The organism is Ciceribacter azotifigens (assembly GCF_048159625.1).
GTDB lineage: Bacteria > Pseudomonadota > Alphaproteobacteria > Rhizobiales > Rhizobiaceae > Allorhizobium > Allorhizobium azotifigens.
In genome coordinates, this window is sequence record NZ_JBLQTA010000015.1 from 50,180 (window position 1) to 75,365 (window position 25,186).

At 64.8% G+C, this 25,186-nt stretch carries 23 protein-coding genes, 1 pseudogene and 1 riboswitch; of the genes and pseudogenes, 17 read left to right on the forward strand and 7 right to left on the reverse strand.

The annotated features are described in order from the left end of the window. Positions 1 to 838 (forward strand): aminotransferase (locus ACM6UT_RS18475; protein ID WP_416798816.1); only part of this gene is annotated, 838 nt, incomplete at its 5' end. Here ACM6UT_RS18475 and ACM6UT_RS18480 read toward each other — a convergent pair. Next, complete coding sequence (locus ACM6UT_RS18480; protein WP_416798817.1) at positions 825 to 1,784, reverse strand: LysR family transcriptional regulator; 960 nt, start codon at positions 1,782 to 1,784, stop codon at positions 825 to 827. The genes ACM6UT_RS18475 and ACM6UT_RS18480 overlap by 14 nt on opposite strands. A 170-nt stretch (positions 1,785 to 1,954) precedes the next feature. Here ACM6UT_RS18480 and chvE point away from each other — a divergent pair, with 170 nt between their 5' ends. The 9 genes from chvE (at position 1,955) to ACM6UT_RS18525 (ending at position 12,817) form a co-directional block, all read left to right on the forward strand. After that, positions 1,955 to 3,025, forward strand: coding sequence for a multiple monosaccharide ABC transporter substrate-binding protein (gene chvE, locus ACM6UT_RS18485; protein WP_416798818.1), 1,071 nt, complete (start codon positions 1,955 to 1,957; stop codon positions 3,023 to 3,025). A 117-nt stretch (positions 3,026 to 3,142) separates the two neighbouring features. Beyond that, a complete protein-coding gene (gene mmsA, locus ACM6UT_RS18490) occupies positions 3,143 to 4,678 on the forward strand; it encodes a multiple monosaccharide ABC transporter ATP-binding protein (RefSeq protein ID WP_416798819.1) in 1,536 nt (511 codons plus the stop codon). Further along, positions 4,679 to 5,890, forward strand: a complete 1,212-nt coding sequence (gene mmsB / locus ACM6UT_RS18495) for a multiple monosaccharide ABC transporter permease (RefSeq protein WP_416798820.1) — start codon at positions 4,679 to 4,681, stop codon at positions 5,888 to 5,890. Between the two features lie 10 nt (positions 5,891 to 5,900). Beyond that, complete coding sequence (gene araD1 / locus ACM6UT_RS18500) at positions 5,901 to 6,866, forward strand: AraD1 family protein (protein ID WP_416798821.1); 966 nt, start codon at positions 5,901 to 5,903, stop codon at positions 6,864 to 6,866. 55 nt (positions 6,867 to 6,921) lie between these two features. Beyond that, positions 6,922 to 8,667, forward strand: a complete 1,746-nt coding sequence (gene araD, locus ACM6UT_RS18505; RefSeq protein ID WP_416798822.1) for an L-arabinonate dehydratase — start codon at positions 6,922 to 6,924, stop codon at positions 8,665 to 8,667. A gap of 10 nt (positions 8,668 to 8,677) precedes the next feature. Then, positions 8,678 to 9,607: a Gfo/Idh/MocA family protein gene (locus tag ACM6UT_RS18510; RefSeq protein ID WP_416798823.1), complete on the forward strand. Its 930-nt coding sequence runs from the start codon at positions 8,678 to 8,680 to the stop codon at positions 9,605 to 9,607. A 97-nt stretch (positions 9,608 to 9,704) separates the two neighbouring features. Beyond that, positions 9,705 to 11,219 (forward strand): aldehyde dehydrogenase (NADP(+)), encoded by a 1,515-nt coding sequence (locus ACM6UT_RS18515; RefSeq protein WP_416798824.1) that lies wholly within the window; start codon positions 9,705 to 9,707, stop codon positions 11,217 to 11,219. Between the two features lie 18 nt (positions 11,220 to 11,237). Next, positions 11,238 to 12,191: a 2-dehydro-3-deoxygalactonokinase gene (locus ACM6UT_RS18520; protein ID WP_416798825.1), complete on the forward strand. Its 954-nt coding sequence runs from the start codon at positions 11,238 to 11,240 to the stop codon at positions 12,189 to 12,191. Further along, positions 12,188 to 12,817, forward strand: a complete 630-nt coding sequence (locus tag ACM6UT_RS18525) for a 2-dehydro-3-deoxy-6-phosphogalactonate aldolase (protein ID WP_416798826.1) — start codon at positions 12,188 to 12,190, stop codon at positions 12,815 to 12,817. The genes ACM6UT_RS18520 and ACM6UT_RS18525 overlap by 4 nt, the downstream gene beginning before the upstream one ends. A gap of 34 nt (positions 12,818 to 12,851) precedes the next feature. Here ACM6UT_RS18525 and ACM6UT_RS18530 read toward each other — a convergent pair whose 3' ends face one another. Together ACM6UT_RS18530 and ACM6UT_RS18535 are read right to left on the reverse strand one after the other, a co-directional pair. Beyond that, complete coding sequence (locus ACM6UT_RS18530; RefSeq protein ID WP_416798827.1) at positions 12,852 to 13,214, reverse strand: YbaN family protein; 363 nt, start codon at positions 13,212 to 13,214, stop codon at positions 12,852 to 12,854. Between the two features lie 73 nt (positions 13,215 to 13,287). Continuing rightward, positions 13,288 to 13,515: a hypothetical protein gene (locus tag ACM6UT_RS18535; RefSeq protein WP_416798828.1), complete on the reverse strand. Its 228-nt coding sequence runs from the start codon at positions 13,513 to 13,515 to the stop codon at positions 13,288 to 13,290. 281 nt (positions 13,516 to 13,796) lie between these two features. Here ACM6UT_RS18535 and ACM6UT_RS18540 point away from each other — a divergent pair, with 281 nt between their 5' ends. Further along, a complete protein-coding gene (locus tag ACM6UT_RS18540) occupies positions 13,797 to 14,237 on the forward strand; it encodes a DUF3775 domain-containing protein (RefSeq protein WP_416798829.1) in 441 nt (146 codons plus the stop codon). 68 nt (positions 14,238 to 14,305) lie between these two features. Here ACM6UT_RS18540 and ACM6UT_RS18545 read toward each other — a convergent pair whose 3' ends face one another. Further along, positions 14,306 to 14,854 (reverse strand): HPF/RaiA family ribosome-associated protein, encoded by a 549-nt coding sequence (locus ACM6UT_RS18545; RefSeq protein WP_416798830.1) that lies wholly within the window; start codon positions 14,852 to 14,854, stop codon positions 14,306 to 14,308. Between the two features lie 95 nt (positions 14,855 to 14,949). Further along, the gene (locus ACM6UT_RS18550; protein WP_416798831.1) at positions 14,950 to 15,207 is read right to left on the reverse strand and encodes a hypothetical protein; all 258 of its coding nucleotides are present in this window, start codon (positions 15,205 to 15,207) and stop codon (positions 14,950 to 14,952) included. 152 nt (positions 15,208 to 15,359) lie between these two features. Between ACM6UT_RS18550 and ACM6UT_RS18555 the strand changes: the two genes are divergently transcribed. Beyond that, positions 15,360 to 16,451: a CapA family protein gene (locus tag ACM6UT_RS18555; protein ID WP_416798832.1), complete on the forward strand. Its 1,092-nt coding sequence runs from the start codon at positions 15,360 to 15,362 to the stop codon at positions 16,449 to 16,451. A gap of 11 nt (positions 16,452 to 16,462) precedes the next feature. Here ACM6UT_RS18555 and glgP read toward each other — a convergent pair whose 3' ends face one another. Then, positions 16,463 to 18,976: an alpha-glucan family phosphorylase gene (glgP, locus tag ACM6UT_RS18560; protein WP_416798833.1), complete on the reverse strand. Its 2,514-nt coding sequence runs from the start codon at positions 18,974 to 18,976 to the stop codon at positions 16,463 to 16,465. Between the two features lie 181 nt (positions 18,977 to 19,157). Beyond that, positions 19,158 to 19,289, forward strand: a riboswitch (TPP riboswitch). Between the two features lie 95 nt (positions 19,290 to 19,384). Between glgP and thiC the strand changes: the two genes are divergently transcribed. From thiC to ACM6UT_RS18585, 5 genes are read left to right on the forward strand one after another with little or no spacing between them, the layout of a single operon-like run. After that, complete coding sequence (gene thiC / locus ACM6UT_RS18565; protein ID WP_416798834.1) at positions 19,385 to 21,217, forward strand: phosphomethylpyrimidine synthase ThiC; 1,833 nt, start codon at positions 19,385 to 19,387, stop codon at positions 21,215 to 21,217. A 1-nt stretch (position 21,218) separates the two neighbouring features. Beyond that, positions 21,219 to 22,214, forward strand: coding sequence for a glycine oxidase ThiO (gene thiO, locus ACM6UT_RS18570; protein WP_416798835.1), 996 nt, complete (start codon positions 21,219 to 21,221; stop codon positions 22,212 to 22,214). Next, positions 22,211 to 22,408 carry a sulfur carrier protein ThiS gene (gene thiS, locus ACM6UT_RS18575; RefSeq protein WP_416798836.1) on the forward strand — a complete coding sequence of 66 codons (198 nt, stop codon included), beginning with the start codon at positions 22,211 to 22,213 and terminating at the stop codon, positions 22,406 to 22,408. Before thiO ends, thiS begins: the two co-directional genes overlap by 4 nt. Position 22,409: 1 nt before the next feature. Next, on the forward strand, positions 22,410 to 23,183 hold the full coding sequence (locus tag ACM6UT_RS18580; RefSeq protein ID WP_416798837.1) for a thiazole synthase: 774 nt from the start codon (positions 22,410 to 22,412) through the stop codon (positions 23,181 to 23,183). Beyond that, complete coding sequence (locus ACM6UT_RS18585; protein WP_416798838.1) at positions 23,180 to 23,794, forward strand: thiamine phosphate synthase; 615 nt, start codon at positions 23,180 to 23,182, stop codon at positions 23,792 to 23,794. Before ACM6UT_RS18580 ends, ACM6UT_RS18585 begins: the two co-directional genes overlap by 4 nt. A 12-nt stretch (positions 23,795 to 23,806) precedes the next feature. On the opposite strand, the pseudogene ACM6UT_RS18590 reads toward ACM6UT_RS18585, so the two are convergent. Beyond that, positions 23,807 to 25,111 (reverse strand): annotated as a pseudogene (locus ACM6UT_RS18590) (erythromycin esterase family protein); the annotation flags it as partial. Positions 25,112 to 25,186: the final 75 nt, after the last annotated feature.

A 25,186-nucleotide genomic window follows, 5' to 3' on the forward strand; every position in this document is an offset into this window, starting at 1 on the left:
GGTCGCCGGCGCCGGCGACAGGGTGGCGCTGACCGATCCTTTCTACTTCAACCAGGAGACAACACTCGCGATGCTCGGCATCGGTCGCGAACTGCTGCCGCTCGATGCTGCCGACGGCTTCGTCCCGCGCCTGGAACGGGTCCGCGAGGTTCTTGACAGGGGCGTGAAGGCGGTTGCCCTGGTTACGCCGAACAACCCGACGGGTGCCGTCTATCCCGCCGCGGTGCTGAAGGACATCTTCGAACTTTGCCGTGAGGCTGGGGCCTGGCTCATCCTCGACGAGACCTATCGCGACTTTCTGCCGGCCGGAGAACGGCCGCACGACCTGCTGTCGATCGCAGGATGGGAGGAAAACCTCATCCTTCTCTATTCCTTCTCGAAGTCGTTCTGCATCCCCGGCCACCGGCTCGGCGCCGTTACCGCCGGAAGCCGGACGGTCGCCGAGATCGCCAAGGTCATGGACAACCTGCAGATCTGCGCACCGCGCGCGCCGCAGGCCGCCGTGGCAAGGGCCATTCCGGCACTGAAGCAATGGCGGAATGCCAACCGCGTGGAAATCCTCGCCAGGGCGGACGCACTCCGCACCGTGATGGCACGTCTTCCCGCATGGAAGATGGACTCGCTCGGTGCCTATTTCGCCTTCATCCGGCATCCGTTCGATGACCTGCCGTCCGCCGAGGTGGCGGAGATGCTCGCGAGGAAGGCCGGCGTAGTATGTATTCCCGGCGCCTATTTCGGCGAGCGTCAGGAGGCATACCTGCGCTTCGCTTTCGCCAATGCCGACGTCGGCACTATCGCCACTCTCGGCGCGAGGCTCGGTGGCTTCACGCCAAAGTAAGGCCACCGGGCGCCGGGCGATCGCCGTGAAGCTGCTGCATGACGAGATCGCGCAGCCGCGCCGCCACCGGCGTCATCTGCTTCCGCTTGACGGTGATGAGGTGGTAGGGCGAGACCACGATCGGCACGCGGATGTCGAGTTTGCAGAGGCCGGTGCCGGTGCTGCCGCAGAGCAGATCGGACACCTCCTGCGACATCGGAGCAATCGCGTTCGAGGATGCGAGCATGGCGATCATCACCAGCAGCGACGTCGTGTTGACGATGTTCGAAGGAATCGGCACGCCGGATTCGATGAAGACGTTCTCGACGGCCTGACGTACCGGCGCACCGGACGCCTGCATCACCCAGGCGAAATGCACGATGTCGGCCAGCGAAAGATCGTTCGCGTCGGCGAGCGGATGGCTCTCGTGCACGAGGAGGTTCACCTCCTCCACCCGTGCATCGAGAATGTCGAACTGTCGCGCGTCGATCCCCGCCGGAATGCGGCTCAGCGCGAAATCGAGCTGGCCCGACAGGAGATCATTGATCAGGGCGTCGCTCGAGGCGACGTCGACATGGATGTCGGCGGCAGCGGCCTCCGCCTTGAGCGCCTGGATGGCCGGAACGATGAAGCCGACCGCTCCTCCGGTTACGGCGCCGGCGCGCACGGTGCCGGTGAGCCCGCGCTTGATCGCGTCGACCTCTCTGATCGCCTCGTCCATCTCCTCCAGGAGGGTCCGCGCCCGGCGCGCGAGTGCCAGCCCCACCGCCGTCGGCTCCATCCCCTTCGGCGTACGGACGAAGATCGGAGCGTCCACCAGTCGCTCGATGTCCCCGAGCATTCGCGAGGCCGCCGGCTGCGTGATCGACAACGCCTGGGCGGCAAGACTGAGCTGCCCGAGCTCCGCTATGGCGCGGATCAGGCTGAAATGCTTCGGTTGCAGACGCTGAAAGTGGATTTCGGGCATGAACTACATATCAACTATGATATACAGAAAGTCAAAATAATCATTTGATCGATATATTGGGGGCGATAAAACTCGCCTCGGGAGCTGGGGCTGGGAAACCAGCCACCCGTTCTTGTTTCAGCGGCGCCAGGAGGGGCTTGGCGCCGTACGGTATGACCAGGGAGGTTACCATGAAGAAACTCGGCGCACTGATTGCGTCAGTCGCAATCAGCATCGCATCCTTTACGTCCAACGTCTTCGCCGAAGACAAGGGCATGGTTGGCATCTCGATGCCGACCAAGACCTCGACCCGCTGGATATCGGACGGCGAAACCATGGAAAAGCTGTTCAAGGAAGCCGGTTATAATCCGGACCTGCAGTTTGCCGACGACGATATCCCGAACCAGCTCGCCCAAATTGAGAACATGGTAACCAAGGGTGCCAAGGTTCTGGTCATTGGCGCGATCGACGGAACCACGCTCTCCGACATCCTGCAGAAGGCTGCTGATTCCGGCGTGAAGGTCATCGCCTATGACCGCCTGATCCGCGACTCCGGCAACGTCGACTACTACGCCACCTTCGACAACTTCCAGGTCGGCGTTCTCCAGGCGACCAGCCTCGTCAACGGCCTGAAGGAACGCTTCCCCGACGTCAAGCCGTGGAACGTCGAACTGTTCGGCGGTTCTCCGGACGACAACAACGCGTTCTTCTTCTACGACGGCGCAATGTCCGTTCTGCAGCCCCTGATCGACAGCGGCGACATCGTCGTCAAGTCCGGCCAGATGGGCATGGACCAGGTCGGCACCCTGCGCTGGGACGGCACCGTCGCCCAGGCCCGCATGGAAAACCTGCTCTCCTCGACCTACACTGAAGACAAGCTGAACGGCGCTCTTTCGCCGTATGACGGCCTGTCCATCGGCATCCTGTCGGCTCTCAAGGGCGTAGGCTACGGCTCCGGCGACCTGAAGATGCCGATCGTCACCGGTCAGGACGCAGAACTGCCTTCGATCAAGTCGATGCTCGCCGACGAGCAGTATTCGACCGTTTTCAAGGACACGCGCGAACTCGCCAAGGTCGCCGTTTCGATGGTTGATGCCATCATGAGCGGCAAAACCCCGGAGATCAACGACGAGAAGACCTACAACAACGGTGTCAAGGTCGTTCCGTCCTACCTGCTGAAGCCGGTCGCACTCGACAAGGCCAATGCCAAGGACGTCCTCGTCGGCGCCGGCTACTACACGGCCGAGCAGATCGACAACTAATCCTTGCGATCATGGCGGGTCCGCGACCTTCGCGGACCCGTTTTTGTATCATACGCGTTGAGGGAGCTTGCGCCGCCGGCTGTACATTGGTCGCCCGCCTGCGCTGGAATTCTGCACATGGACAACATCATTCTCGAGATGCGTAGCATCATCAAGACGTTTCCCGGGGTCAAAGCCCTGGACAACGTCAACCTCAAGGTTCGCGAAGGCGAAATCCACGCTCTGGTCGGAGAAAACGGCGCCGGCAAGTCGACCTTGATGAAGGTCCTGAGCGGCGTCTACCCTGCCGGCACCTATGAGGGCGAAATCCATTACGACGGCAAGGTCCGTCATTTCGGCACCATTTCCGACAGCGAGGAACTGGGCATCATCATCATCCACCAGGAGCTGGCCCTCGTGCCGCTGCTGTCGATTGCTGAAAACATCTTTCTCGGCAACGAGGTCGCCGTCAACGGCGTGATCAACTGGCCGCAGACCTTTGCACGGACCAAGGAGCTTCTCGCGAAGGTGGGCCTCAAGGACGCTCCGAGCACACGCATCACGGACATCGGCGTCGGCAAGCAGCAGCTCGTCGAGATCGCCAAGGCGCTTTCCAAGAAGGTTCGCCTGCTCATCCTCGACGAGCCGACGGCATCCCTCAACGAAAATGACTCCGATGCTCTGCTCAACCTGCTGATGGAATTCCGCAAGCAGGGCATGACGTCGATCATCATTTCCCACAAGCTGAACGAGATCCGCAAGGTCGCCGACCAGATCACCATCCTGCGCGACGGCACCACCGTCGAGACCCTCGACTGTCATACACAGGAAATCAGCGAAGACCGGATCATCAAGGGCATGGTCGGTCGCGACATGGAAGACCGCTATCCACCGCGCGAGCCGAAGATCGGCGACGTGCTGCTCGAAGTGAAAAACTGGAACGTCTTCCACCAGAACCACCGCGACCGGCAGTTCCTGCACGACGTCAATTTCAACGTCCGTGCCGGCGAGGTCGTCGGCATTGCCGGCCTTATGGGGGCCGGACGTACCGAAACCGCCATGAGCATCTTCGGACGGTCCTGGGGCCACAAGATCACCGGTGAGGTGCTGATGCGCGGCAAGCCGGTCGACGTGAGCACGATCCCGAGGGCGATCGACGCCGGCCTCGCCTACGTGACCGAAGACCGCAAGCAGCTCGGGCTCGTGCTGCAGAACAACATCGTCAAGAACACGACGCTCGCCAATCTCGATGACGTCTCGAAGAGCGGCGTCATCGACGAGCGCAAGGAAGCGCAGGTCGCGTCGGGCTACCGCAACAAGCTGCGCATCCGGTCGCACTCGATCTACCAGGAAGCCGTCAATCTTTCGGGCGGCAACCAGCAGAAGGTCGTGCTGTCGAAATGGCTGTTCACCAACCCTGAAGTCCTCATCCTCGACGAGCCGACCCGCGGCATCGACGTGGGGGCGAAATTCGAAATCTATACCATCATCAACCAGCTTGCCGCCGAGGGAAAAGGCATTCTGATGATCTCATCGGAAATGCCCGAGTTGCTCGGCACCTGCGACCGCGTCTACGTGATGAACGAAGGCCGCATCGTCGCCGAACTTCCGAAGGGAGAAGCAAGCCAAGAGTCCATCATGCGTGCCATCATGCGCTCTGGGGAGAAACGCTAAATGACCACCGAAACAAGAACCGAAACCCCCAAGATCTCCGTGGGCGACTACCTCCGTCACAACATCCGGGAATACGGCCTTCTGCTGGCGCTCGTCGTCATTATGCTGCTGTTCCAGTTCCTGACCGGTGGCGTTCTGTTCAAGCCCGTCAACATCACCAACCTGGTGCTGCAGAACTCCTTCATCGTCATCATGGCGCTCGGCATGCTGCTCATCATCGTGGCAGGCCATATCGACCTCTCGGTCGGCTCGATCGTCGCCTTCATTGGCGGCATATCGGCGATCATGCTGGTGAAGTGGGGGTGGCATTTCTCACTCGTCGTACCGCTGTGTCTGGTGCTCGGCGGCCTGATGGGCGCGGCCCAGGGCTACTGGGTTGCCTACCAGAAGATCCCGTCCTTCATCGTGACGCTCGCCGGCATGCTCGTCTTCCGCGGCCTGACCTACGTGGCCCTCGGAGGCCGCCCGATCGGTCCGTTCCCGAAGGAATTCACGCTTCTTTCGACCGGCTTCATTCCGGATTTCCTGTCGGTCACCGACCCGGGCACAAGCCTGATCAAGAACTACGTAGCCCTGCTCGTCGTCTTCGCGCTTGTCGCTCTCGCGATCTATTCCGGCCTGAAGAACCGCCGTCTCAACGAGCAGCACGGCACCGAGAACGAACCCTTCGTCTTCTTCATCGTGCAGATGGCGATCATCAGCGCCGTCGCGCTCTTCCTCGGCTTCCAGCTCGCGACCTATCGCGGCCTGCCGAACGTGCTCATCATCATGGGCGTCCTGATCGCGCTCTATTCCTTCGTCACCAATCGCTCGACGATCGGACGCCGCATCTATGCGCTCGGCGGCAACGAGAAGGCGGCGAAGCTCTCGGGCATCAACACCGAGCGGCTGACCTTCTACGCCTTCGTGAACATGGGCGTTCTCGCCGCACTCGCCGGCATGATCATCGCGGCCCGCCTGAATTCGGCGACCCCCAAGGCCGGCGTCGGGTTCGAACTCGACGTCATCGCGGCCTGCTTCATCGGCGGTGCCTCGGCGTCCGGCGGAGTGGGCAAGATCACAGGAGCGGTGATCGGCGCCTTCATCATGGGCGTGATGAACAACGGCATGTCGATCATGGGGATCGGCATCGACTACCAGCAGCTGATCAAGGGCCTCGTGCTCCTCGCGGCTGTCTATTTCGACGTCTACAACAAGAACAAAGCAGTCTGAGGATAGGCCTATGTTTCTCTCGCAATTGAAGACTGGCGGCGTGGTTTGCCGCCAGGGTGACGCCGCGCGTCTCGTTCCCGGCTTCGCCTCAACCTACGAACTCGCCAAAGCGGCAGTCGCAGCCAAGGCTCCGCTTGCCGCGATCATCGAGCGCCAGGGAACGGGCGATGCAGTCGATCTCGCCGCACTCGCCGCGGCAGGCAAGCTCGACTGCCCGGTTCGTCATCCGGACCCGGCGCACATGTATCTCACTGGTACAGGCCTCACTCACACCGGCTCCGCTTCTGCGCGCGACAGCATGCACACCGATACCGCGGGCATGAGCGACTCCATGAAGATGTTCCGCATGGGCATCGAAGGCGGCAAACCGAAGCCGGGTGAGACCGGCGTCCAGCCGGAATGGTTCTACAAGGGCACCGGTGTCGAAGCCGTTGCGCCGGGCGGCGACCTCGTCTCCCCCTCCTTCGCGCTCGACGGCGGCGAGGAACCGGAACTTGCCGGCTACTACATCATCGGCGAGGACGGGACGCCCTTCCGCATCGGCTTCTCGGTCGCCAACGAATTTTCCGATCACGTCACCGAAAAGATCAACTATCTTTACCTTGCCCATTCCAAGCTCCGGCCGGCAGCCTTTGGCCCGGAGCTCATGGTCGGCGCCCTGCCCGACCATGTCGAGGGTACGTCACGCATCCTGCGCGACGGCAAGACCGTCTGGGAAAAGCCCTTCCTCTCCGGAGAGGCGAACATGTCCCACACGATCGCGAACCTCGAATACCATCATTTCAAGTATGCGCTGTTCCGCCAGCCGGGGGACCTCCACGTGCATATGTTCGGAACCGCCACGCTTTCCTGCGCGGACGGTTTCGTGACGAAGGAAGGCGACATCTTCGAAATTGAAGCGCCGCAATTCGGTCTGCCGCTGCGCAACCGGCTCGTTCGTGCAGCGGAGCAACCCGTCACCGTCAACATGCTCTGAGGGCTTTCCGCCAGTCGGGCGGCAGGCTCTCCCAGAAAGAGACAGAGAAAACGTCATGAGTGCTTTCAAACCGGCGGCCTGGCCCCGCAAACTTCGATCCCAACACTGGTTCGGCGGCACCAGCCGCGATTCCATCTATCACCGTGGCTGGCTGAAGAATCAGGGCCACCCCCATGATCTCTTCGACGGACGTCCGGTCATCGGCATCCTCAACACCTGGTCGGATCTGACCCCCTGCAATGGCCATCTGCGCGAACTCGCCGAGAAGGTGAAGGCGGGTGTCTGGGAGGCCGGCGGCTTCCCGGTCGAAATTCCGGTCTTCTCGGCGTCGGAGAACACGTTCCGTCCGACCGCGATGATGTTCCGCAACCTCGCCGCGCTCGCGGTCGAGGAAGCGATGCGCGGCCAGCCGATCGATGGCGCGGTGCTGCTCGTCGGTTGCGACAAGACCACGCCGTCGCTGGTGATGGCCGCCGCCTCCACCGACCTGCCGTCGATCGTCGTCACCGGCGGTCCGATGCTGAACGGCTATTTCCGCGGCGAGCGCGTCGGCTCCGGCACGCATCTCTGGAAATTTTCCGAAGCGGTGAAGGCCGGCGAGATGACCCAGGAGGAATTCCTGGAAGCCGAGGCCTCGATGTCGCGCAGCTCCGGCACATGCAACACCATGGGCACGGCGTCCACCATGGCCTCCATGGTCGAGGCTCTCGGCATGGCGCTCTCCGGCAATGCCGCGATCCCTGCCGTCGACAGCCGCCGCAAGGTCATGGCCCAGCTCTCCGGCCGCCGCATTGTCCAGATGGTGAAGGACGACCTGAAGCCCTCTGACATCATGACGAAGAAGGCCTTCGAAAACGCGATCCGCGTCAACGGTGCGATCGGCGGCTCCACCAACGCGGTGGTCCACCTGCTCGCCATGGCCGGCCGCGTCGGCATCGACCTTTCGCTCGACGACTGGGACCGCCTCGGCCGCGACATTCCGACCGTCGTCAACCTGATGCCGTCCGGCGAATACCTGATGGAAGAGTTCTTCTACGCGGGCGGCCTGCCGGTGGTCATCAAGATGCTCGGCGAAGCGGGCAAGCTGCACAAGGACGCGCTGACCGTCTCCGGCGGCCCGATCTGGGATGAGGTGAAGGACGTCAGGAACTGGAACGACGACGTCATCCGTCCGGTTGAACGGGCGCTAACCCAGCAGGGCGGCATCGTCGTTCTGCGCGGCAACCTCGCGCCGAAGGGCTGCGTCTTGAAGCCGTCGGCGGCCTCCCCGCACCTCATGAAGCATCGTGGCCGCGCCGTGGTCTTCGAGGACATCGACGACTACAAGGCCAAGATCAACGACGAGAGCCTCGACATCGACGAAACCTGCGTCATGGTCATGAAGAATTGCGGTCCGCGTGGTTATCCGGGCATGGCCGAGGTCGGCAACATGGGCCTGCCGCCGAAGGTGCTGCGCAAGGGCATCACCGACATGGTGCGTATTTCCGACGCCCGCATGTCCGGCACCGCCTACGGCACCGTTCTCCTCCACACTTCGCCGGAAGCCGCCCGCGGTGGTCCGCTCGCGATCGTCAAGAACGGCGACTTCATCGAAATCGACGTCGACGCTCGCCGCGTGCACCTCGACATCTCGGACGAGGAGATGCAGCGCCGTCTCGCCGACTGGCGTCCTTCCGTCGAACCGCCGGCAAGCGGTTATGCCCGCCTCTACCACGACCATGTGGAGGGCGCGGACACCGGTGCCGATTTCGACTTCCTGAAGGGTTGCCGCGGCGCGCCCGTCGGCCGCGACTCGCACTGAGGAGAAGGATATGTCCAAGCGTATTTCGCTGGCGCTTGTCGGCATCGGCAAGATCGCCCGGGACCAGCATATTCCGTCGATTGCCGGCGGCGAGGATTTCGAACTCGCCGCCGCAGTGAGCCGGCACGGCAAGATCGACGGCGTCGAGAACTTCGAGGATTTCGACGCCTTCCTGAAGGCTCGCCCGGACGTACAGGCAGTCTCGCTCTGCACGCCGCCGGAAGTCCGCTTCGACATGGCACGCAAGGTGATCGAGGCGGGCCGCGACGTCCTCCTCGAAAAGCCGCCAGCGACCACGCTCGGCGAAGCTGAGGCCCTGGCCGCGATGGCATCTGCCGCCGGCGTCACGCTTTTCGCCACCTGGCATTCGCGCTTCGCGCTCGGCGTCGAACCAGCACGGCAGTGGCTCTCCGGCAAGACGATCCGGTCCATCTCGATCGTCTGGAAGGAAGACGTGCGTCGCTGGCATCCCGGCCAAGCATGGATCTGGGAAGCGGGCGGGTTCGGCGTCTTCGATCCGGGCATCAACGCCCTCTCGATCCTCACCGCCATCGTTCCCGGTGCGATCGTCGTGAATCAGGCCGCCCTGTCCTTCCCCGCGAACCGACAACAGCCGATCGCCGCTTCGCTTTCCATGGCGAGCGCGGCCGGCGCCCCGATCAGCGCCGAGTTCGACTGGCGCCAGGAAGGTCCGCAGACCTGGGACATCACGGTTGAGACGGACGGCGGTGAAGTTCGGCTTTCAAAGGGCGGAGCCGAGCTCTATATAGACGGGGCATTGGCATCGTCCGGCCCGGACCGAGAATATCCCGGCATCTATGATCGTTTTGCGGCGCTCGTCCGCGCGCGGCAGAGCGATGCCGATTTCCAGCCGTTGCGGCTCGTGGCCGATGCCTTCCTGCGCGGCAGCCGTCAGGACGTGGACGCCTTCCACGACTGAGGCGATCGCCAACGACGAATATGACGCGGGTGGAATTCGGCACGCTGTGCCGGATTTCCTTCGCCATGACGCAAAGCGAAGACAAAAGGATGATGCGATGACATTCGAATTCACTAGAAAGCACCTCATTGCCGGCGAGTGGGTAGCGGGCAACGGAACCTTCGCTTCCTCCCCTGCGCACGGGCCGGTACGCGACTTCGCCGCCGGCACGCCCGAGCTCGTCGACCGTGCGGCACGCGCCGCCGAGGAAGCCTTCCTGACCTACGGCTACTCCACCCGCGAGGAGCGCGCCGTCTTCCTCGAAGCCATCGCCGAGGAAATCGACAAGCTCGGCGACGAGATCACCGAGATCGGCACGCAGGAAACTGGCCTGCCGCAGGCGCGCCTCGTCGGCGAACGCGGCCGCACCGTCGGCCAGCTCCGGCTCTTCGCCTCCCATATCCGCAATGGCGACTATCTCGACCGCCGGCACGACGAAGCCCTTCCCGACCGTCAGCCGCTGCCGCGTCCGGAAATCTTCCTGATGCAGCGCCCGATCGGCCCCGTCGCCGTTTTCGGCGCCTCGAACTTCCCGCTCGCCTTCTCGACGGCTGGCGGCGATACGGCTGCCGCTCTCGCGGCCGGTTGCCCCGTCGTCGTCAAGGGTCACGGCGCGCACCCGGGCACGGGTGAAATCGTCGCCCACGCGATCCATGCCGCCATCAAGCGGCTCGGCCTGCATCCCGGCGTCTTCTCGCTCGTCCAGGGCGGCAAACGCGATGTCGGCGAAGCGCTCGTCCAGCATCCGCTGATCCGCGCCGTCGGCTTCACCGGTTCGCTCGCCGGCGGCCGCGCACTCTTCGATCTCTGCGCCCGCCGTCCCGATCCGATCCCGTTCTTCGGCGAACTCGGTTCGGTCAACCCGATGTTCCTGCTGCCGAACGCACTCTCGGCACGCGGCGAAGCGATCGCCAAGGGCTGGGTCGGTTCGCTCACCATGGGCGCAGGCCAGTTCTGCACCAATCCGGGCATCGCCGTCCTGATCGAAGGTCCGGCAAGCGAAGCCTTCGTCGCGACCGCCAAGCGGGAACTCGAAGGCGTCGGTGCCCAGACCATGCTGACCGACGGCATTGCCGAGGCCTATCGCTCCGGCGCGAAGCGCATCGAGGGTTCGACCGGCGTCCAGGCGGTTCTGACCTCTACCTGCGACCTGCGCAATGCCACACCGTACCTCTTTGCCACCACCGGCAAGGCCTGGCTGGAAAACCATGAACTCGGCGAGGAGGTCTTCGGTCCGCTCGGACTCGTCGTGACGGTGACCAGCGAGGAAGAGATGGTGAAGGTCGCCGGCAGCCTCGCCGGACAGCTCACCTGCACGCTGCATCTGGACGAGCCCGATACCACGCTCGCCCGCCGGCTGATGCCGATCCTCGAGCGCAAGGCCGGCCGCGTCCTCGCAAACGGCTTCCCGACCGGCGTCGAGGTCTGCGACGCCATGGTTCACGGTGGCCCCTACCCGGCCTCCACCAACTTCGGCGCCACCTCCGTCGGCACGCTGTCGATCCGGCGTTTCCTGCGGCCGGTTTCCTACCAGAACCTGCCGCACGCAATCCTGCCGGAAGACCTCCACTGAAGGCCGGGAGCGCGCATCGTGACGGACACCGAAGCTGAGAAGACGACGGCCGGCGCGTTCTGCGCGCTCGCCGACTGGGGAACGAGCAATTTCCGCCTCTGGGTCGTCGACCGGGCCGGCAACGTGCTCGGACGGCGGCAGTCGGACGAGGGGCTTCTCGCCTGCGCCGACGGTCGTTTCGCCGCGGTGCTCGAGAGCCATCTCGCCGCCCTCGGTGCTTCCGCCGACCTGCCGGTCGCGATCACCGGCATGGCCGGCGCTCGCACCGGCTGGCGCGAGGCCCCTTACGTCGAAACCCCGGCTGCGCTCGATGCGCTCTACAGAGAGGCCGTGACGCCAGCGGGCGTCACCCGGCCGGTCTTCATCCTGCCCGGCGTCTGCCAGCGCACGACCGGCCCCTTCGACGTAATGCGCGGCGAGGAAACCCAGCTTGCCGGCGCCGTCGAGAGCGGTCTTGCCGACGGCATCTTCTGCCTCCCCGGCACCCATTCGAAATGGGTCGAGCTGAAGGGCGGCAGGATCGCCGCCTTCCGCACGGTGATGACCGGCGAGCTGTTCGATCTTCTCAGCCGGCATTCGATCCTCAAGCATTCGATCGGTGAGGACATCGCCTTCACCGCCGACGACAGTGGCTTCACCGCCGGCGTCGCGGAGGCGCTTGCCGACGGCTTCGCGCTCTCCGCCCATCTCTTTTCGATCCGCGCTGCGGGTCTTCTCGGCGGCGATGGGCCCAAACCCGCGGCACGGCTCTCCGGCATGCTGATCGGCGCCGAGATTGCGGCGACCCGTACCTTCCTGCCGCAGGGCATGACGGTGCATCTCGTCGGCTCGGCACGGTTGACCGCACTCTACGGCCGGGCGCTCGAGATCGCCGGCACGCAGTCGCGCCTGCTCGACGGCGAGGACCTGGTCCGCAAGGGCCTGTTCGCCGCCGCATCTTCGCTCTTCCAAAGCTCCGAGGTGTCTCGATGACCCGTCCGACCGTCTCCTGGCCGAAACTCGACCGCAATCTCGTCGCGATCCTGCGCGGGATCACCACGGCGGAGGTCGACGGTGTCATCGCCGCCCTCGTGGAAGCCGGCTTCGAGGCCATCGAAATCCCGCTCAACTCGCCCAACCCCTTCGCCTCCATCGAGAAGGCGCGGAAGCTCGCGCCCGCCTCCTGCATGATCGGCGCCGGGACCATGCTTGCGCCGGAGGATGTCGACCGTCTGGCGGACGTCGGCGGCAATCTCGTCGTCACCCCGAACACCGACCCCGCCGTCATCCGCCGCGGCGTCGAGCACGGCATGGTGACCATGCCCGGTGCCTTCACCGCGACCGAGGCGCTCGCCGCGATCAAGGCCGGCGCAGCGGCGATCAAGTTTTTCCCCGCCAACGTGCTCGGCCCGCAGGGCATCGGCGCGATCAGGGCCGTCCTGCCGCCGGAAATCCCGCTCGGCGCCGTCGGCGGTGTGACCGAAGGGGATTTCGCAGCCTATATGCGGGTCGGAGTCCGCTGCTTCGGCCTCGGCTCGAACCTCTACAAGCCGGGCGATGCGGCCGATGTCGTGAAGACGCGGGCAACCGCGCTCGTCCGCGCCTATGACGAGGCGTAGGCGACACAGCGCTGAACCGTCAGAGCCTCTATGCTCAGGCGCTCGGCTGCGGCCGGCTGAGAACGAAGGCTGCGCAGGCAAGCAGAATGACGCCGATCAGAAGCTTCAGCCAGACCATAGGGGGCCCGGCGAAGAGCACGATGCCGTAGCTGACGGCCATCAGGCTGACCGACGCGAGCTTTGCCGGTCGCGAGATCGCGCCCTGCCGCCGCCAGTCGAGCAACGGCTTGCCGTAGCGGGGATGGTCGAGCAGCCATTGCTCAAAGCGAGGCGAGGATCGGGCAAACAGCGCTGCAGCCAGGATCATGAAGGGCGTGGTGGGCAGCACCGGCAGGAAGATGCCGACGATGCCGACCGCAACCATGATCCAGCCAAAGCCAATGAGGACGATGCGCATAGGTTTTCCTCGACGTGATGCCCGCACTATGTAGGCAACGCCCTTGCAGGGTCAAATACCCCGGAAGGCTCTCTCAGCCGTCCTTCCCCTTGTCCTTTTCCGCTCCGCCGCCGAGATCCTTCATCGGCGGCATGTCGCGCTCGGCGTTCAGCACATCCGGCATCAGGAACTCCGTCGGGCGTTCGCTGCCGGAGTGGTAAACCGCCGACTTGCCGCCGTAACGCAGGATGCCGAGACGCGCCAGCGTCCTGAGCAGGCCGTCGAACCAGCCTGCAGAGTGAGCTTCTTCGGGTTTCGCCATGATCGTACCTCCAGAAAGGAGAATGTGCGGGCCATGCCGCACAATGACAAGTTGCGCCCGCAGTCAAAGCTGCGCAAGCGAAAATGCGCTAGCGGACGTCGGAAGGCTGCGGCAGAACGCCGACATGGAGCGGCGGCCCTGGTCGGCGTGGAACGCCCTGCCGCGATATGCGTTCCGTGAGACACGCAACCGATACCTGTGGCAGGAGAGCCATCCGGGGCGTATGATGGGCGTTGTTGATGGCGCCGTCGTGAACCAACCAGTAATGCGGGAGACAGCCTATGGCACGTGAGCCTGTAGAAGCCGCCGATTTGCCTGAACTTTCCATCTCTCCGGAAAAAGTCTGCTTCATCGTCGTAAAGGCGCGGGAATTCGACGCCAAGGACGAGCAGACGATCCCGGATCCAGCGTCCAATGCGTCGGACGACCACATGTACTCGGTGCTCGAGGATAATCCCGACGACCCGGTCGTCGAGGAGATCACCGCACTGATTGGCGACATGAACATCGACGAGCAGGTCGATCTCGTGGCGCTTGCCTGGCTCGGGCGCGGCGACGGCACGATCGCGGAATGGGCAGACATCCGTGCCGAGGCTGCACGGGCGCACAACAACAAGACCGCCGAATACCTGCTCGGCCTGCCGCTTCTCGCCGACTATCTGGAAGAGGCGCTCTCGCAGTTCGACATGTCCTGCGCCGATTTCGAGCTCGGCCGCCTCTGAGCGGACCGACAACACCTGAGCTGTAGAGAGCGGGCACCGATGGCGCCCGCCCTGATTTGGGTTACCGCTCAGTCCGGGGTCACGGCCGAGGCATACGGCCCCTTCTCGCCGTCATGCTCGACAAAGCGAACCTTGGCCCCTTCGCCCAGCGCGCCCCAGTTTTCGGTAGTCATGCTCTCGCGCCGGAAAAAGTATTCCCGGCCGTCTGCGCCGAGGATGAAGCCGAAGCCCTCGTCCGGGACGACGCGGGCGACAGTTCCCCGCATCGCGACCGGATGCTCCTTCACCCGATAGGAGGTCATCTTGCGGACAACGTCCTCAAGCTGGCGCTGTGCCGCGTCGAAACTGTCGCGGATCGCGACGAGAACGTCTTCGTGAGCATGGTTCTCCTCCGCCTCGCGGCCGACGACAATCTCGCGGCCGGGGACGTTGATATTGACCCGGACGTGGTAGATCTTACCCTTCTGGCTGTGCCTGTGCGGAGCCTCGATCAAGACGCTGCAGGACGTGATGTGGTCGTGAAAGCGCCCGAGGCGCTCGATCCTTTCGTGCACGGCAGCTTCGACCGCTTCCGAATGGTCCATGCCTCGGAACGTGACGCGGGGTGTGACTTCCATAACTGTTCTCCAGACGCTGTTGCCGGTACGATGGCGGCAGAGCCGCGACAGGCTGAGGCCACCCCGGCAGGTGACCGGCCCCGATGGACGGGCCGTCAATCCGGGCCGCGCCCAGCCTCCCATTCATCCTGTTCTTCTTCGGCAAGAAGCACATCCAGGATCTTTGCAGCCGCGCTCTCGGGCGGCAGATTTCGTTCGGGCGTCGTCTCGTCGTCGCCCATCGACCATACCTTGGCCTGTTCGAGCGCTGCGATATCGCCGCCGCAGGCAAGTATTTCCGTGATCTTCCAATCGGGGAGGTTGCCGCAGACGCGGCGGATGTCGCTGCTGGTGAGCTGTGATTGTGACACCATGTCGGCATTCCTTTCTCAACCACGTTGACTAGAATGGAAGCGCCGTTTGCGCATCGACGTATTGATCAAGGTCAAGTCGACCCCCGTCAATATCTGCATGATTTCTAAAATTTACTGTTTTGCAAGGCGGCAGTCCACTCGGGAACCTGGAAATGAGGCTTTTCCTCTGCGGCGATGTGATGACCGGGCGCGGGATCGACCAGATCATGCCACGCCATTGCGACCCTGAGATCCACGAGCCCTATATGCGCTCTGCGCTCGGCTATGTCGGGCTCGCCGAGCAGAGATCGGGACCGATCCCGCGAGCCGTCCCGCCCGACTATATCTGGGGCGACGCGCTCGCGGATATCGAGGAGCGAAAGCCCGACGTCCGCATCGTCAATCTCGAGACCAGCGTGACCGACCGCGGAAGCCCTGAACCGAAGGGCATAAACTACCGCATGCATCCCGCAAACGTGACCTGTCTCACCGCCGCCGGCATCGACTGCTGCGTGCTCGCCAACAACCACATCGGCGACTGGGGAACGGTGGGAATGACGGACACGTTGTTCAGCCTGCAGGAGGCGAAGATCACGATCACGGGCGCCGGCATGGACGAAGAAGCCACCAAACGGCCGACCATTCTCGATCGCGGCGCAGACGGCAGGCTCCTCGTCTTCGCCTATGCCTTTCCGTCGAGCGGCGCGCCGCTCACCTGGGCAACAGGAAGGCACCGCCCCGGCGTCAATCTGCTGAACGGCCCCGGCCCGGAGAGCGCCGCACAGGTCGCAGGCGAGATCGCCGCCTGGCGGAGGCCGGGCGACACCGCTCTGCTCTCGCTCCACTGGGGCCCCAACTGGGGCTACGGCATCGCCGAGGCGCATCGCGCCTTCGCTCATCGGGTCATCGAGGAGGCGAACGTCGATATCCTACACGGACACTCGTCGCACCATCCGATCGCAATCGAAATCCATCGGGGGCGACCGATCCTCTACGGCTGCGGCGACTTCATCAACGATTACGAAGGCATCGGCGGCAACGAGGAATACCGCCCGGAACTCGTGCTCGGCTATGTGCTGGACTACGATATCGCGCACGGGCTGCGCGCACTGGAAGCCCTGCCCTACCGCCTGCGGAAATTCCGCCTCGAACGCGCGTCGGCGGAAGACGTCGAGTGGCTGGCGGCGCGGCTCGACCGGGAATGCCAACACTTCGGGCACCGGGTCCAAACAAGCGACCGGAGTTCGCTGACGTTCCTTCCGTGACCGGACGCGCCTCAGCGCTGCCACAGAATCTCGTTGACCTCGAGAGGCACGGCGAGGTCGGGATGGAAGGGGATGATCCGTGCTGTGAAATCCGACACCGGCCGATCTGCCGGCGCACGGACCGAATAGAGATTCCAGCCGCCCGAGGTCGCGGCCGGCGGGGCGCGATCCATGACCGCCGTGAAAACGGGCCACGCTGCCGTCGCGTCGGCATAGAGCTCGACGCGAACAGACTCGGCTGGAAGGTCGTCGAGATAGACCTCGGCAGAGAAGATATGCTCGTTCTCGGACGAGTTCGAGCGGACATCGCCGAAATGAACATGCGGCCAGCAACGGCGGAGCTCAGTCTTCCACCGGCAGAGCGCATGCGCGAGGTCGCCGCCATCCGCCGAGCGTGCGGCAAAGGCCCGAGCACCGGGCAGATAGATGTCCTCGGTATATTCCCGCACAACCCTGTTGGCAGAAAAGTGCGGGGTCAGCCGCGCCATGCTTTCGCGGATGCGATCGACCCAGCGCAGCGGGACGCCCGAGGCATCGCGTTCGTAAAATTCCGGAACGATGTCGCGCTCGAGGTGCTCGTAGAGCTCTGCCGCCTCACGCCGGTCGAGATCGGCAAAATCCTGGTGCTCGGCACCATCACCAATTGCCCAGCCGACCTCCGGAGTGAAAGCTTCCGCCCACCAGCCGTCGATTTCGGAGAGATTGAGCCCGCCATTGACGAGGATCTTCATCCCGCTCGTCCCGCTCGCCTCCCACGGACGGCGGGGCGTGTTGATCCAGACGTCCACCCCTTGCACCAGCACCTGAGCGAGCTGCATATCGTAGTCACGCAGGAAGACGACCCGTGAGCGAACCTCCGCCCGCCTGGCGAAGTCGATCCATCGCTTGATGAGCGCCTGTCCGGCGGCATCCCGCGGATGCGCCTTGCCGGCAACGACGAGCTGTACCGGCCGGCGCGTATCGGCAAGAAGGCGCAGCAGGCGTTCCTCGTCGGAGAGCAGGAGATCAGGACGCTTATAGGTGGCAAACCGCCGAGCGAAGCCGAGCGTCAGGGCGTCGGGATCGAAGATCGCGCGCGCCTCCTCGATCTCGCCCGAGGGAGTGCCATCCTCCGCCAGTTGACGGCAGCAACAGTCCCGCACCTTTGCGACCAGCTGCGCGCGTCCCGCCGCCCGCAGCTGCCAGATCCGCGCTGCCGGCACATCGCGTATCGCCGCCTCGTGCCCCGCGAGATCGCCGCGCCACCGCTCCTTGCCGGTCACCTCCGTCCAGAATGCGTCGGCCTCCGACGAATCCCAGGTCGGCACGTGGATGCCGTTGGTCACGTGCCCGACCGGAACCTCGCTTGCCGGCCAGCGGGGAAAGAGCGGTTGCAGCAGGACCTTGCTCACATCTTCGTGGAGGGCGCTGACGGCATTGACCGCGCCGCTCGCCCGCACCGCGAGATAGGCCATGTTGAACGGCTCGGCGGCATTCTGCGGATCGGATCGCCCGAGCGCCAGGAATTCGTCGAGAGAGAGCCCAAGCTTCCGCTCGGCGTAGTGGCGGAAGAAGCGGACGATCATCTCGGGAGGAAACCGGTCGACCCCCTCGGCAACCGCCGTGTGCGTCGTGAAGAGATTGCCGGCGCGCGTGGCAAGCAGCGCCTGGGCGAAAGGAACCCCATGGTCCTGCATGAAGAAGCGCGCCCGCTCCAGAGCCGCGAAGGCCGCATGGCCGTCGTTCATGTGGCAGATCTCGGGATCGAGACCGATTGCCCTCAGGAGCCGCCACCCGCCGATGCCGAGCAGCATCTCCTGTTTCAGGCGCGTTTCCGGGCCCTCTCCGTAAAGTTCGCCGGTGACGCAGCGGTAGGCGGGTGGATTGGCCGGATCATTGAGGTCGAGGAGGAAGAGCCGTGTGCGCCCCACCTGCACTTCCCAGGTTCTGGCCCAGAGCCTGTAGCCGGGCAGTTCCAGCTCCAGCCGCAGCCATTCGCCGCTCGGTTCGCGCAGCGGCCTGAGCGGCAACTGCTCCGGCTCGTTGACGGGATAGAGCGCCTCCTGCCGTCCGTCCGGCGTAATCGACTGGCGGAAATAGCCTCGCGCGTAGAGAAGCCCCACCCCGACCACCGGAACGCCGAGGTCACTCGCGGCCTTCAGCTGGTCGCCCGCGACATTGCCGAGACCGCCGGAATAGATCGGCAGCGCCTCGTCGAGCATGAACTCGGCGCTGAAATAGGCGACCGTCCGCAGCCCACTGCCCGGATGAGCCTCCTGGAACCACCCCGGCGCCAGCCGCAGCCGGCGCGATTCTGCAAGCTGTGCGGCCAGGTTTGCAGAGAACGCCCGGTCGGAGAGAAGTGCCCGGATGCGGTCGCGGGAGACGCTCCGCAGGATCGTCCACGGATTGCGCGAGAGCGCCCACATCTCCGCGTCGAGCGCCTGCCAGATGGCATCCGTTGCATGGTTCCAAGACCAGCGGATGTCGAGGGCGAGCTCCCGCAGCGCATCGAAGCCCTGATTGAATTCGGTCTCAGTCAGCACTCGTCCCTCCGCGTCGAAGGCGGTCGGTCGATCACCGCGTCGGCGCGGCTGACCCGACAGGGAATTCTAGCAGCATTCAGGGATTCGGCTATCCCGTTGAAATCGAAGGTTCCGCATACGACATCCGGTGGGCCTCCGCGCTTGCCGATTGACAATGCGCGGCATACCGCCTTAGCATTCGCCCATTCACCAGGGGGGTCCCGCCAAGGGGCTGAGATACTGCTGGGCGATCCCTGACAAGGGCAAGCAGCGCAGTGACCCGTTGAACCTGATCCAGTTCATACTGGCGTAGGGACGGTGCGAGCGCTGGCGTTGCGGGAATCCCGGTCCGGGATCTGTGCCGAGCGTTTTTCCATCATTCCAACACTGGAACTGGGTCTCCAAACGTCAAACCTTGGAGCCTCAACCATGAACATTGCCGCAACCAGACCGATACCGCAGGTGACGACCGGTCCCCTGCCCGCCTCGCGCAAGATCCACATCGAAGGAGAGCAGCACGGCGACATCCGCGTGCCGATGCGCGAGGTCGCCCTGCATCCGACCTCCGGCGAGCCGCCCGTCGTCCTCTACGACTCCTCCGGGCCCTACACGGATCCCTCCGCGACGATCGACATCAAGGCCGGACTGCCGCGCCTGCGCGAGCGCTGGATCGCCGCGCGCGGCGATGTCGAAACCTATGCCGGCCGGCATGTGCTGCCGGAAGACAACGGCTTTGCCTCCGGTGAGCGGCTGGTGCCGGAATTTCCGGTCCGCAACACGCCCTCGCGCGCGGAGAACGGCAAGGCCGTGACGCAGCTCGCCTATGCGCGCGCCGGCATTATCACGCCGGAAATGGAATTCGTCGCCATCCGCGAAAACCTCGGCCGCAAGGCGGCCAAAGAAGTGCTTGCCCGGGATGGCGAAAGCTTCGGCGCGCACATCCCAGATCATGTGACACCGGAATTCGTTCGCCAGGAGATCGCCGCCGGCCGGGCGATCATCCCCGCCAACATCAACCACCCGGAAAGCGAGCCGATGATCATCGGCCGGAACTTCCTCGTGAAGATCAACGCCAACATCGGCAACTCTGCCGTCACCTCCTCGATGGAGGAAGAGGTCGAGAAAATGGTCTGGGCAATCCGCTGGGGCGCCGACACCGTGATGGACCTCTCCACCGGCCGCAACATCCACAACATCCGCGAGTGGATCGTCCGCAATTCGCCGGTGCCGATCGGTACCGTGCCGCTCTACCAGGCGCTCGAAAAGGTCGGCGGCATCGCCGAGGACCTGACCTGGGAGCTCTACCGCGACACGCTGATCGAGCAGGCGGAACAGGGCGTCGACTATTTCACCATCCATGCCGGTGTCCGGCTCCACTACATCCCGCTCACGGTCAACCGCGTGACCGGGATCGTGTCCCGCGGCGGTTCGATCATGGCGAAGTGGTGCCTGCATCACGACAGGGAGAGCTTCCTCTACGAGCATTTCGAAGAAATCTGCGACATCTGCCGCGCCTACGACGTCTCCTTCTCGCTCGGCGACGGTCTGCGCCCCGGCTCGATCGCCGACGCCAACGACGCCGCACAGTTCGCCGAACTGGAGACGCTGGGCGAACTCACGCAAATCGCCTGGGCGAAGGATTGCCAGGTGATGATCGAAGGCCCCGGCCATGTCCCCATGCACAAGATCAAGGAGAACATGGACAAGCAACTGAAGACCTGCGGCGAGGCGCCGTTCTACACGCTCGGGCCGCTCACAACCGACATCGCCCCGGGCTACGACCACATCACCTCCGGCATCGGTGCGGCGATGATCGGCTGGTTCGGCACCGCCATGCTCTGCTACGTCACGCCCAAGGAGCATCTGGGTCTCCCCGACCGCAACGACGTGAAGGTGGGCGTCATCACCTACAAGATCGCCGCCCACGCCGCCGACCTCGCCAAGGGCCACCCCGCCGCGCAGGTCCGCGACGACGCGCTGTCGCGCGCCCGCTTCGAATTCCGCTGGGAGGACCAGTTCAATCTCTCCCTCGATCCCGATACCGCGCGCTCGATGCACGACGAGACCCTGCCGAAGGAGGCGCACAAGGTCGCCCACTTCTGCTCCATGTGCGGTCCAAAGTTCTGCTCCATGCGCATCTCCCATGACCTTAGGGCAGAGGCACAGAAGGAAGGGCTGGAAGCCATGGCGGCGAAGTACCGCCAAGGCGGCGATCTCTATATGCCGGTCGCCAATGCGGCGGAAACGCAGCCGGGAGAGTGAGATGACGGTTTTGATCAAGGGGGCCGGCGTTGCCGGCCTCACCGCCGCCTTCGAACTGTCCCGTCGCGGCATCGCCGTCGAGGTGATGGATGCCGCCGAGAACGTCGGCACGGGTGCCTCCACCTATGCCGGCGGCATGCTCGCCCCGTACTGCGAACGCGAGGCGGCCGAGGAGGCCTTGCTCACGCTCGGCCTTTCCTCCGCCGACTGGTGGGCCGAGGCCGTCCCCGGCGAAGTAGCCCGCAAGGGCACCCTGGTCATCGCCGCCGGCCGTGACAGCGTCGAACTCGACCGCTTCGCCTCCCGCACACGGGGATACGAATGGGTCGGCAGCAACGCGATCGGTGAACTCGAACCGGATCTCGCCGGGCGCTTCGATCGCGCGCTGTTCTTCCCCGAAGAAGCCCATCTCGACCCGCGCAAGGCTATGACCGGGCTCTACGAGGCGCTGGTCGAGAAAGGCGTGCGCTTTCATCTCGGCAGCACCGAAGCGCCGACGGAGACGGCCTATTCGGCGGTCGTCGAATGCACCGGCGCGGCGGCGATCGGCTCGACGCCGGGACTGCGCGGTGTGCGCGGCGAGATGCTCTTCCTCGAAACCGCGGAGATCACCCTTTCGCGGCCGGTTCGCCTGCTTCATCCCCGCCACCCCCTCTACATCGTGCCGCGCGAGGATCATCGCTTCATGGTCGGGGCGACGATGATCGAGACGGACGACGACGGCCCGATCACCGCACGCTCGGTGATGGAGTTCCTCAACGCCGCCTACGCCGTTCATCCCGCCTTCGGCGAGGCCCGGCTCGTCGAGACGGGTGTCGGCGTCCGTCCTGCCTTCGTCGACAACCTGCCGCGGGTCCTCGAGCAAGAGGGCGGTTTTTCGATCGCCGGCATGCACCGCCACGGCTTCCTGCTCGCCCCCGCGATGGCGCAGCAGCTGGCCGACCGGATTTGTGCCGGCGGACATGAACAGCTCTACGCACAGGGAGCACTGCAATGACCTATATCGTGAACGGCGAGACCGTCGAAAGCGCCGCCGCGACGCTCGCCGACCTCCTCACCGTCCTCGAATACGAGGGCGAATGGCTGGCGACCGCCGTCAACGGCGAGCTCGTCCACCGTGAGGATCGCCCCGCCTGTCGGCTCGCCGACGGCGACCGCATCGAGGTCCTCTCGCCGATGCAGGGAGGCTGAGATGCTGAAACTCTACGGAACGCAGGTCTCCTCCCGCCTCCTCCTCGGCACGGCACGCTATCCTTCTCCCGCGATCCTCGCGGAAGCCGCGCGCCGCTCCGGCACGGAGATCGTCACGGTTTCGCTCAGGCGGGAGACCGCCGGCGGCCGGACGGGCGGCGCCTTCTTCGAACTCATTCGCGATCTCGGCGTCCGGGTGCTGCCCAACACCGCCGGCTGCCACAGCGTCTCGGAAGCCGTGCTGACGGCGAAGATGGCGCGCGATCTCTTCGACACCAGCTGGATCAAGCTCGAACTGATCGGCCACCACGACACCCTGCAGCCGGACCTGTTCCAGCTCGTCGAGGCGGCCCGTATCCTCTCCGCCGACGGTTTCGAGGTCTTCCCCTATACGACCGATGACCTGGTGGCGGGTGAACGGCTGCTTGCCGCCGGCTGCGAGGTCCTGATGCCCTGGTGCGCACCGATCGGCACTGCCGCGGGCCCGCAGAACATCTCCGGCCTGCGTGCAATGCGGGCGGAATTCCCGGACATTCCGCTCATCGTCGATGCCGGGATCGGCCGTCCGTCCCATGCCGCCGCGGTAATGGAACTCGGCTTCGACGCCGTCCTCCTCAATACCGCGGTCGCCGGCGCCGGCGATCCCCCGGCAATGGCCGAAGCCTTCGCGGAAGCCATCATCGCCGGCCGAAAGGCCCATCGCGCCGGGCTTCTTCCACCGCGCGACATGGCCGTTCCTTCGACGCCCGTCATCGGCAAGGGAGTCTTCGCATGAGGCTCGATCCTTTCTACCTGATCGTCGACAGCGCCGCATGGATCGAGCGCCTCGTGCCGCTCGGGGTCAAGCTCGTTCAGCTGCGCATCAAGGACATGCCGGAGGCAGCGCTGCGCGAAGACATCCGCCGTGCGCGCGCCCTCTGCGCGGGGGCGGGTTGCCAGCTGATCGTCAACGATTACTGGCAGATCGCCATCGACGAGGGATGCGATTTCGTGCACCTCGGTCAGGAAGACCTCGCCGACGCCGACATGGCGGCGATCCGCGCCGCCGGCATGAAGCTCGGCATCAGCACCCATGACGAGACGGAACTCGAAACGGCCCTTGCGGCGCAGCCTGACTATGTGGCGCTCGGCCCGGTCTACCCGACGATCCTGAAGCAGATGAAGTGGGCGCCGCAGGGCCTCGACCGGCTTTCGACATGGCGGCGACGGCTCGGCACGCTGCCGCTGGTGGCAATCGGAGGTCTCACCGTCGAGCGGCTCGAGGGCGTCTTTTCCCACGGGGCCGACAGCGCCGCCGTCGTCACGGACATCACCCGCCACCCGGACCCCGAGGCCCGCACGCGGGCGTGGATTGCCGCGACCGAGCGCTGGCCCGGGAGAGACTGACGCCAGGGGGAACTACAGTCCGAACGGATAGGTCTCCGGCACGCCTTCGTGTTCGGAATGGACCGTCAGCGGATGCACGGCCCGCGTCTCGTCGAACCAGACATAGGCGTGGAACTGGCCTGACAGCGACGCCTCGACATAGTGGCTACGGCGCTCCGTCTCCGGCCGGTAGATCACGCCGATCAGCCTTTCGAGCATCGGCGCCGCGAGCAGGTCCCGCAGCTCCCGGCGCTCACCAAAATCGAAGAGGGCGGGCGACAGGCCGGCGTCATGGAAGAGCCGTTCGTAACTCTCCTCCAGCGCCGGCCGCACGCTCTTGATCTCCATGTCGCCGTCCCAGTCGCTCGCCGCTGCGACCGTTCCGGAATGCGTCCCGAAGCCGATCAACGCCGCCTCCTCGCCGAACCGCCGCCGGCAGAGTTCGCCGAGGCTGAGCTCGCCATGAGCGCTGCCCAGTTCGGTATGTCGTGCATCCCCGACATGGGAATTGTGCGCCCACACCACCGCCCTGGCATTCGGTCCATGGGCATCGAGCATCCGTTCGAGCGTGTCGAACATCTGGGTGTCGCGGAGGTTCCAGGCTTCCGCGCCGCCATAGAACATGATGCGGTAATAGCGTTCGGCCGCCGCGACGAGGCGGGCGTTCTGCGCCGCATCGAGAAAGCCCTCGCGGTCATGCGGCTCATATTCGAGCTGCTTTTCCAGGAGGCTCCGGCACTGCTCGACCACGCTTTCCTCGCATTTGCGATAGGCTTCCGTCAGCACCGCGCGGCCGTAGGTCGAGGGATCGTGCTGCCACGGCGTGAGGCAGCCGTAATGCTCGCGGGCGGTGGCGGCCGCCGCCGGATCGACACTTTCCAGATAGGTGAGCACCGAGGCGATCGAGGCTGTCAGGTTATACATGTCGAGGCCGTAGAAGCGGCAGCATTCCGTGCGCGGACGCCCGCTGTTGTGGCGGCGCATCCAGGCGAAGAATTCCGCCATCTCGGCATTGCGCCACATCCAGACCGGGAAGCGCTCGAAAGGTGTCGGCTGGTCCGGCCGTGGCGGCAGGCCTCGCGCCTGCCGGTCGATCATCACCGCATCGGGCCAGTCTGCTTCGACGGCGACGATGGTGAAGCCGTGCTTCTCCACCAGATGGCGGGTGATCGCGCCTCGCGCGCGGTAGAATTCGGAGGTCCCGTGCGTCGCCTCGCCGAGCAGCACCACCCGCTTGTCGGCGAACCGGTCGAAGGCTGCAGCAAACCCCGTCTCGCCGGGCTCCGGCAGCGGCTCCGCCGCCGCGCGGATCGCCATTGCAAGCGATTGCCGGCGAGGGTCGGCGCCGGACGACCGGGATCCTGTTCCATGTCGGTCGGACATTCAGGCGACCTCCGTTCTCTCGGTGAACGA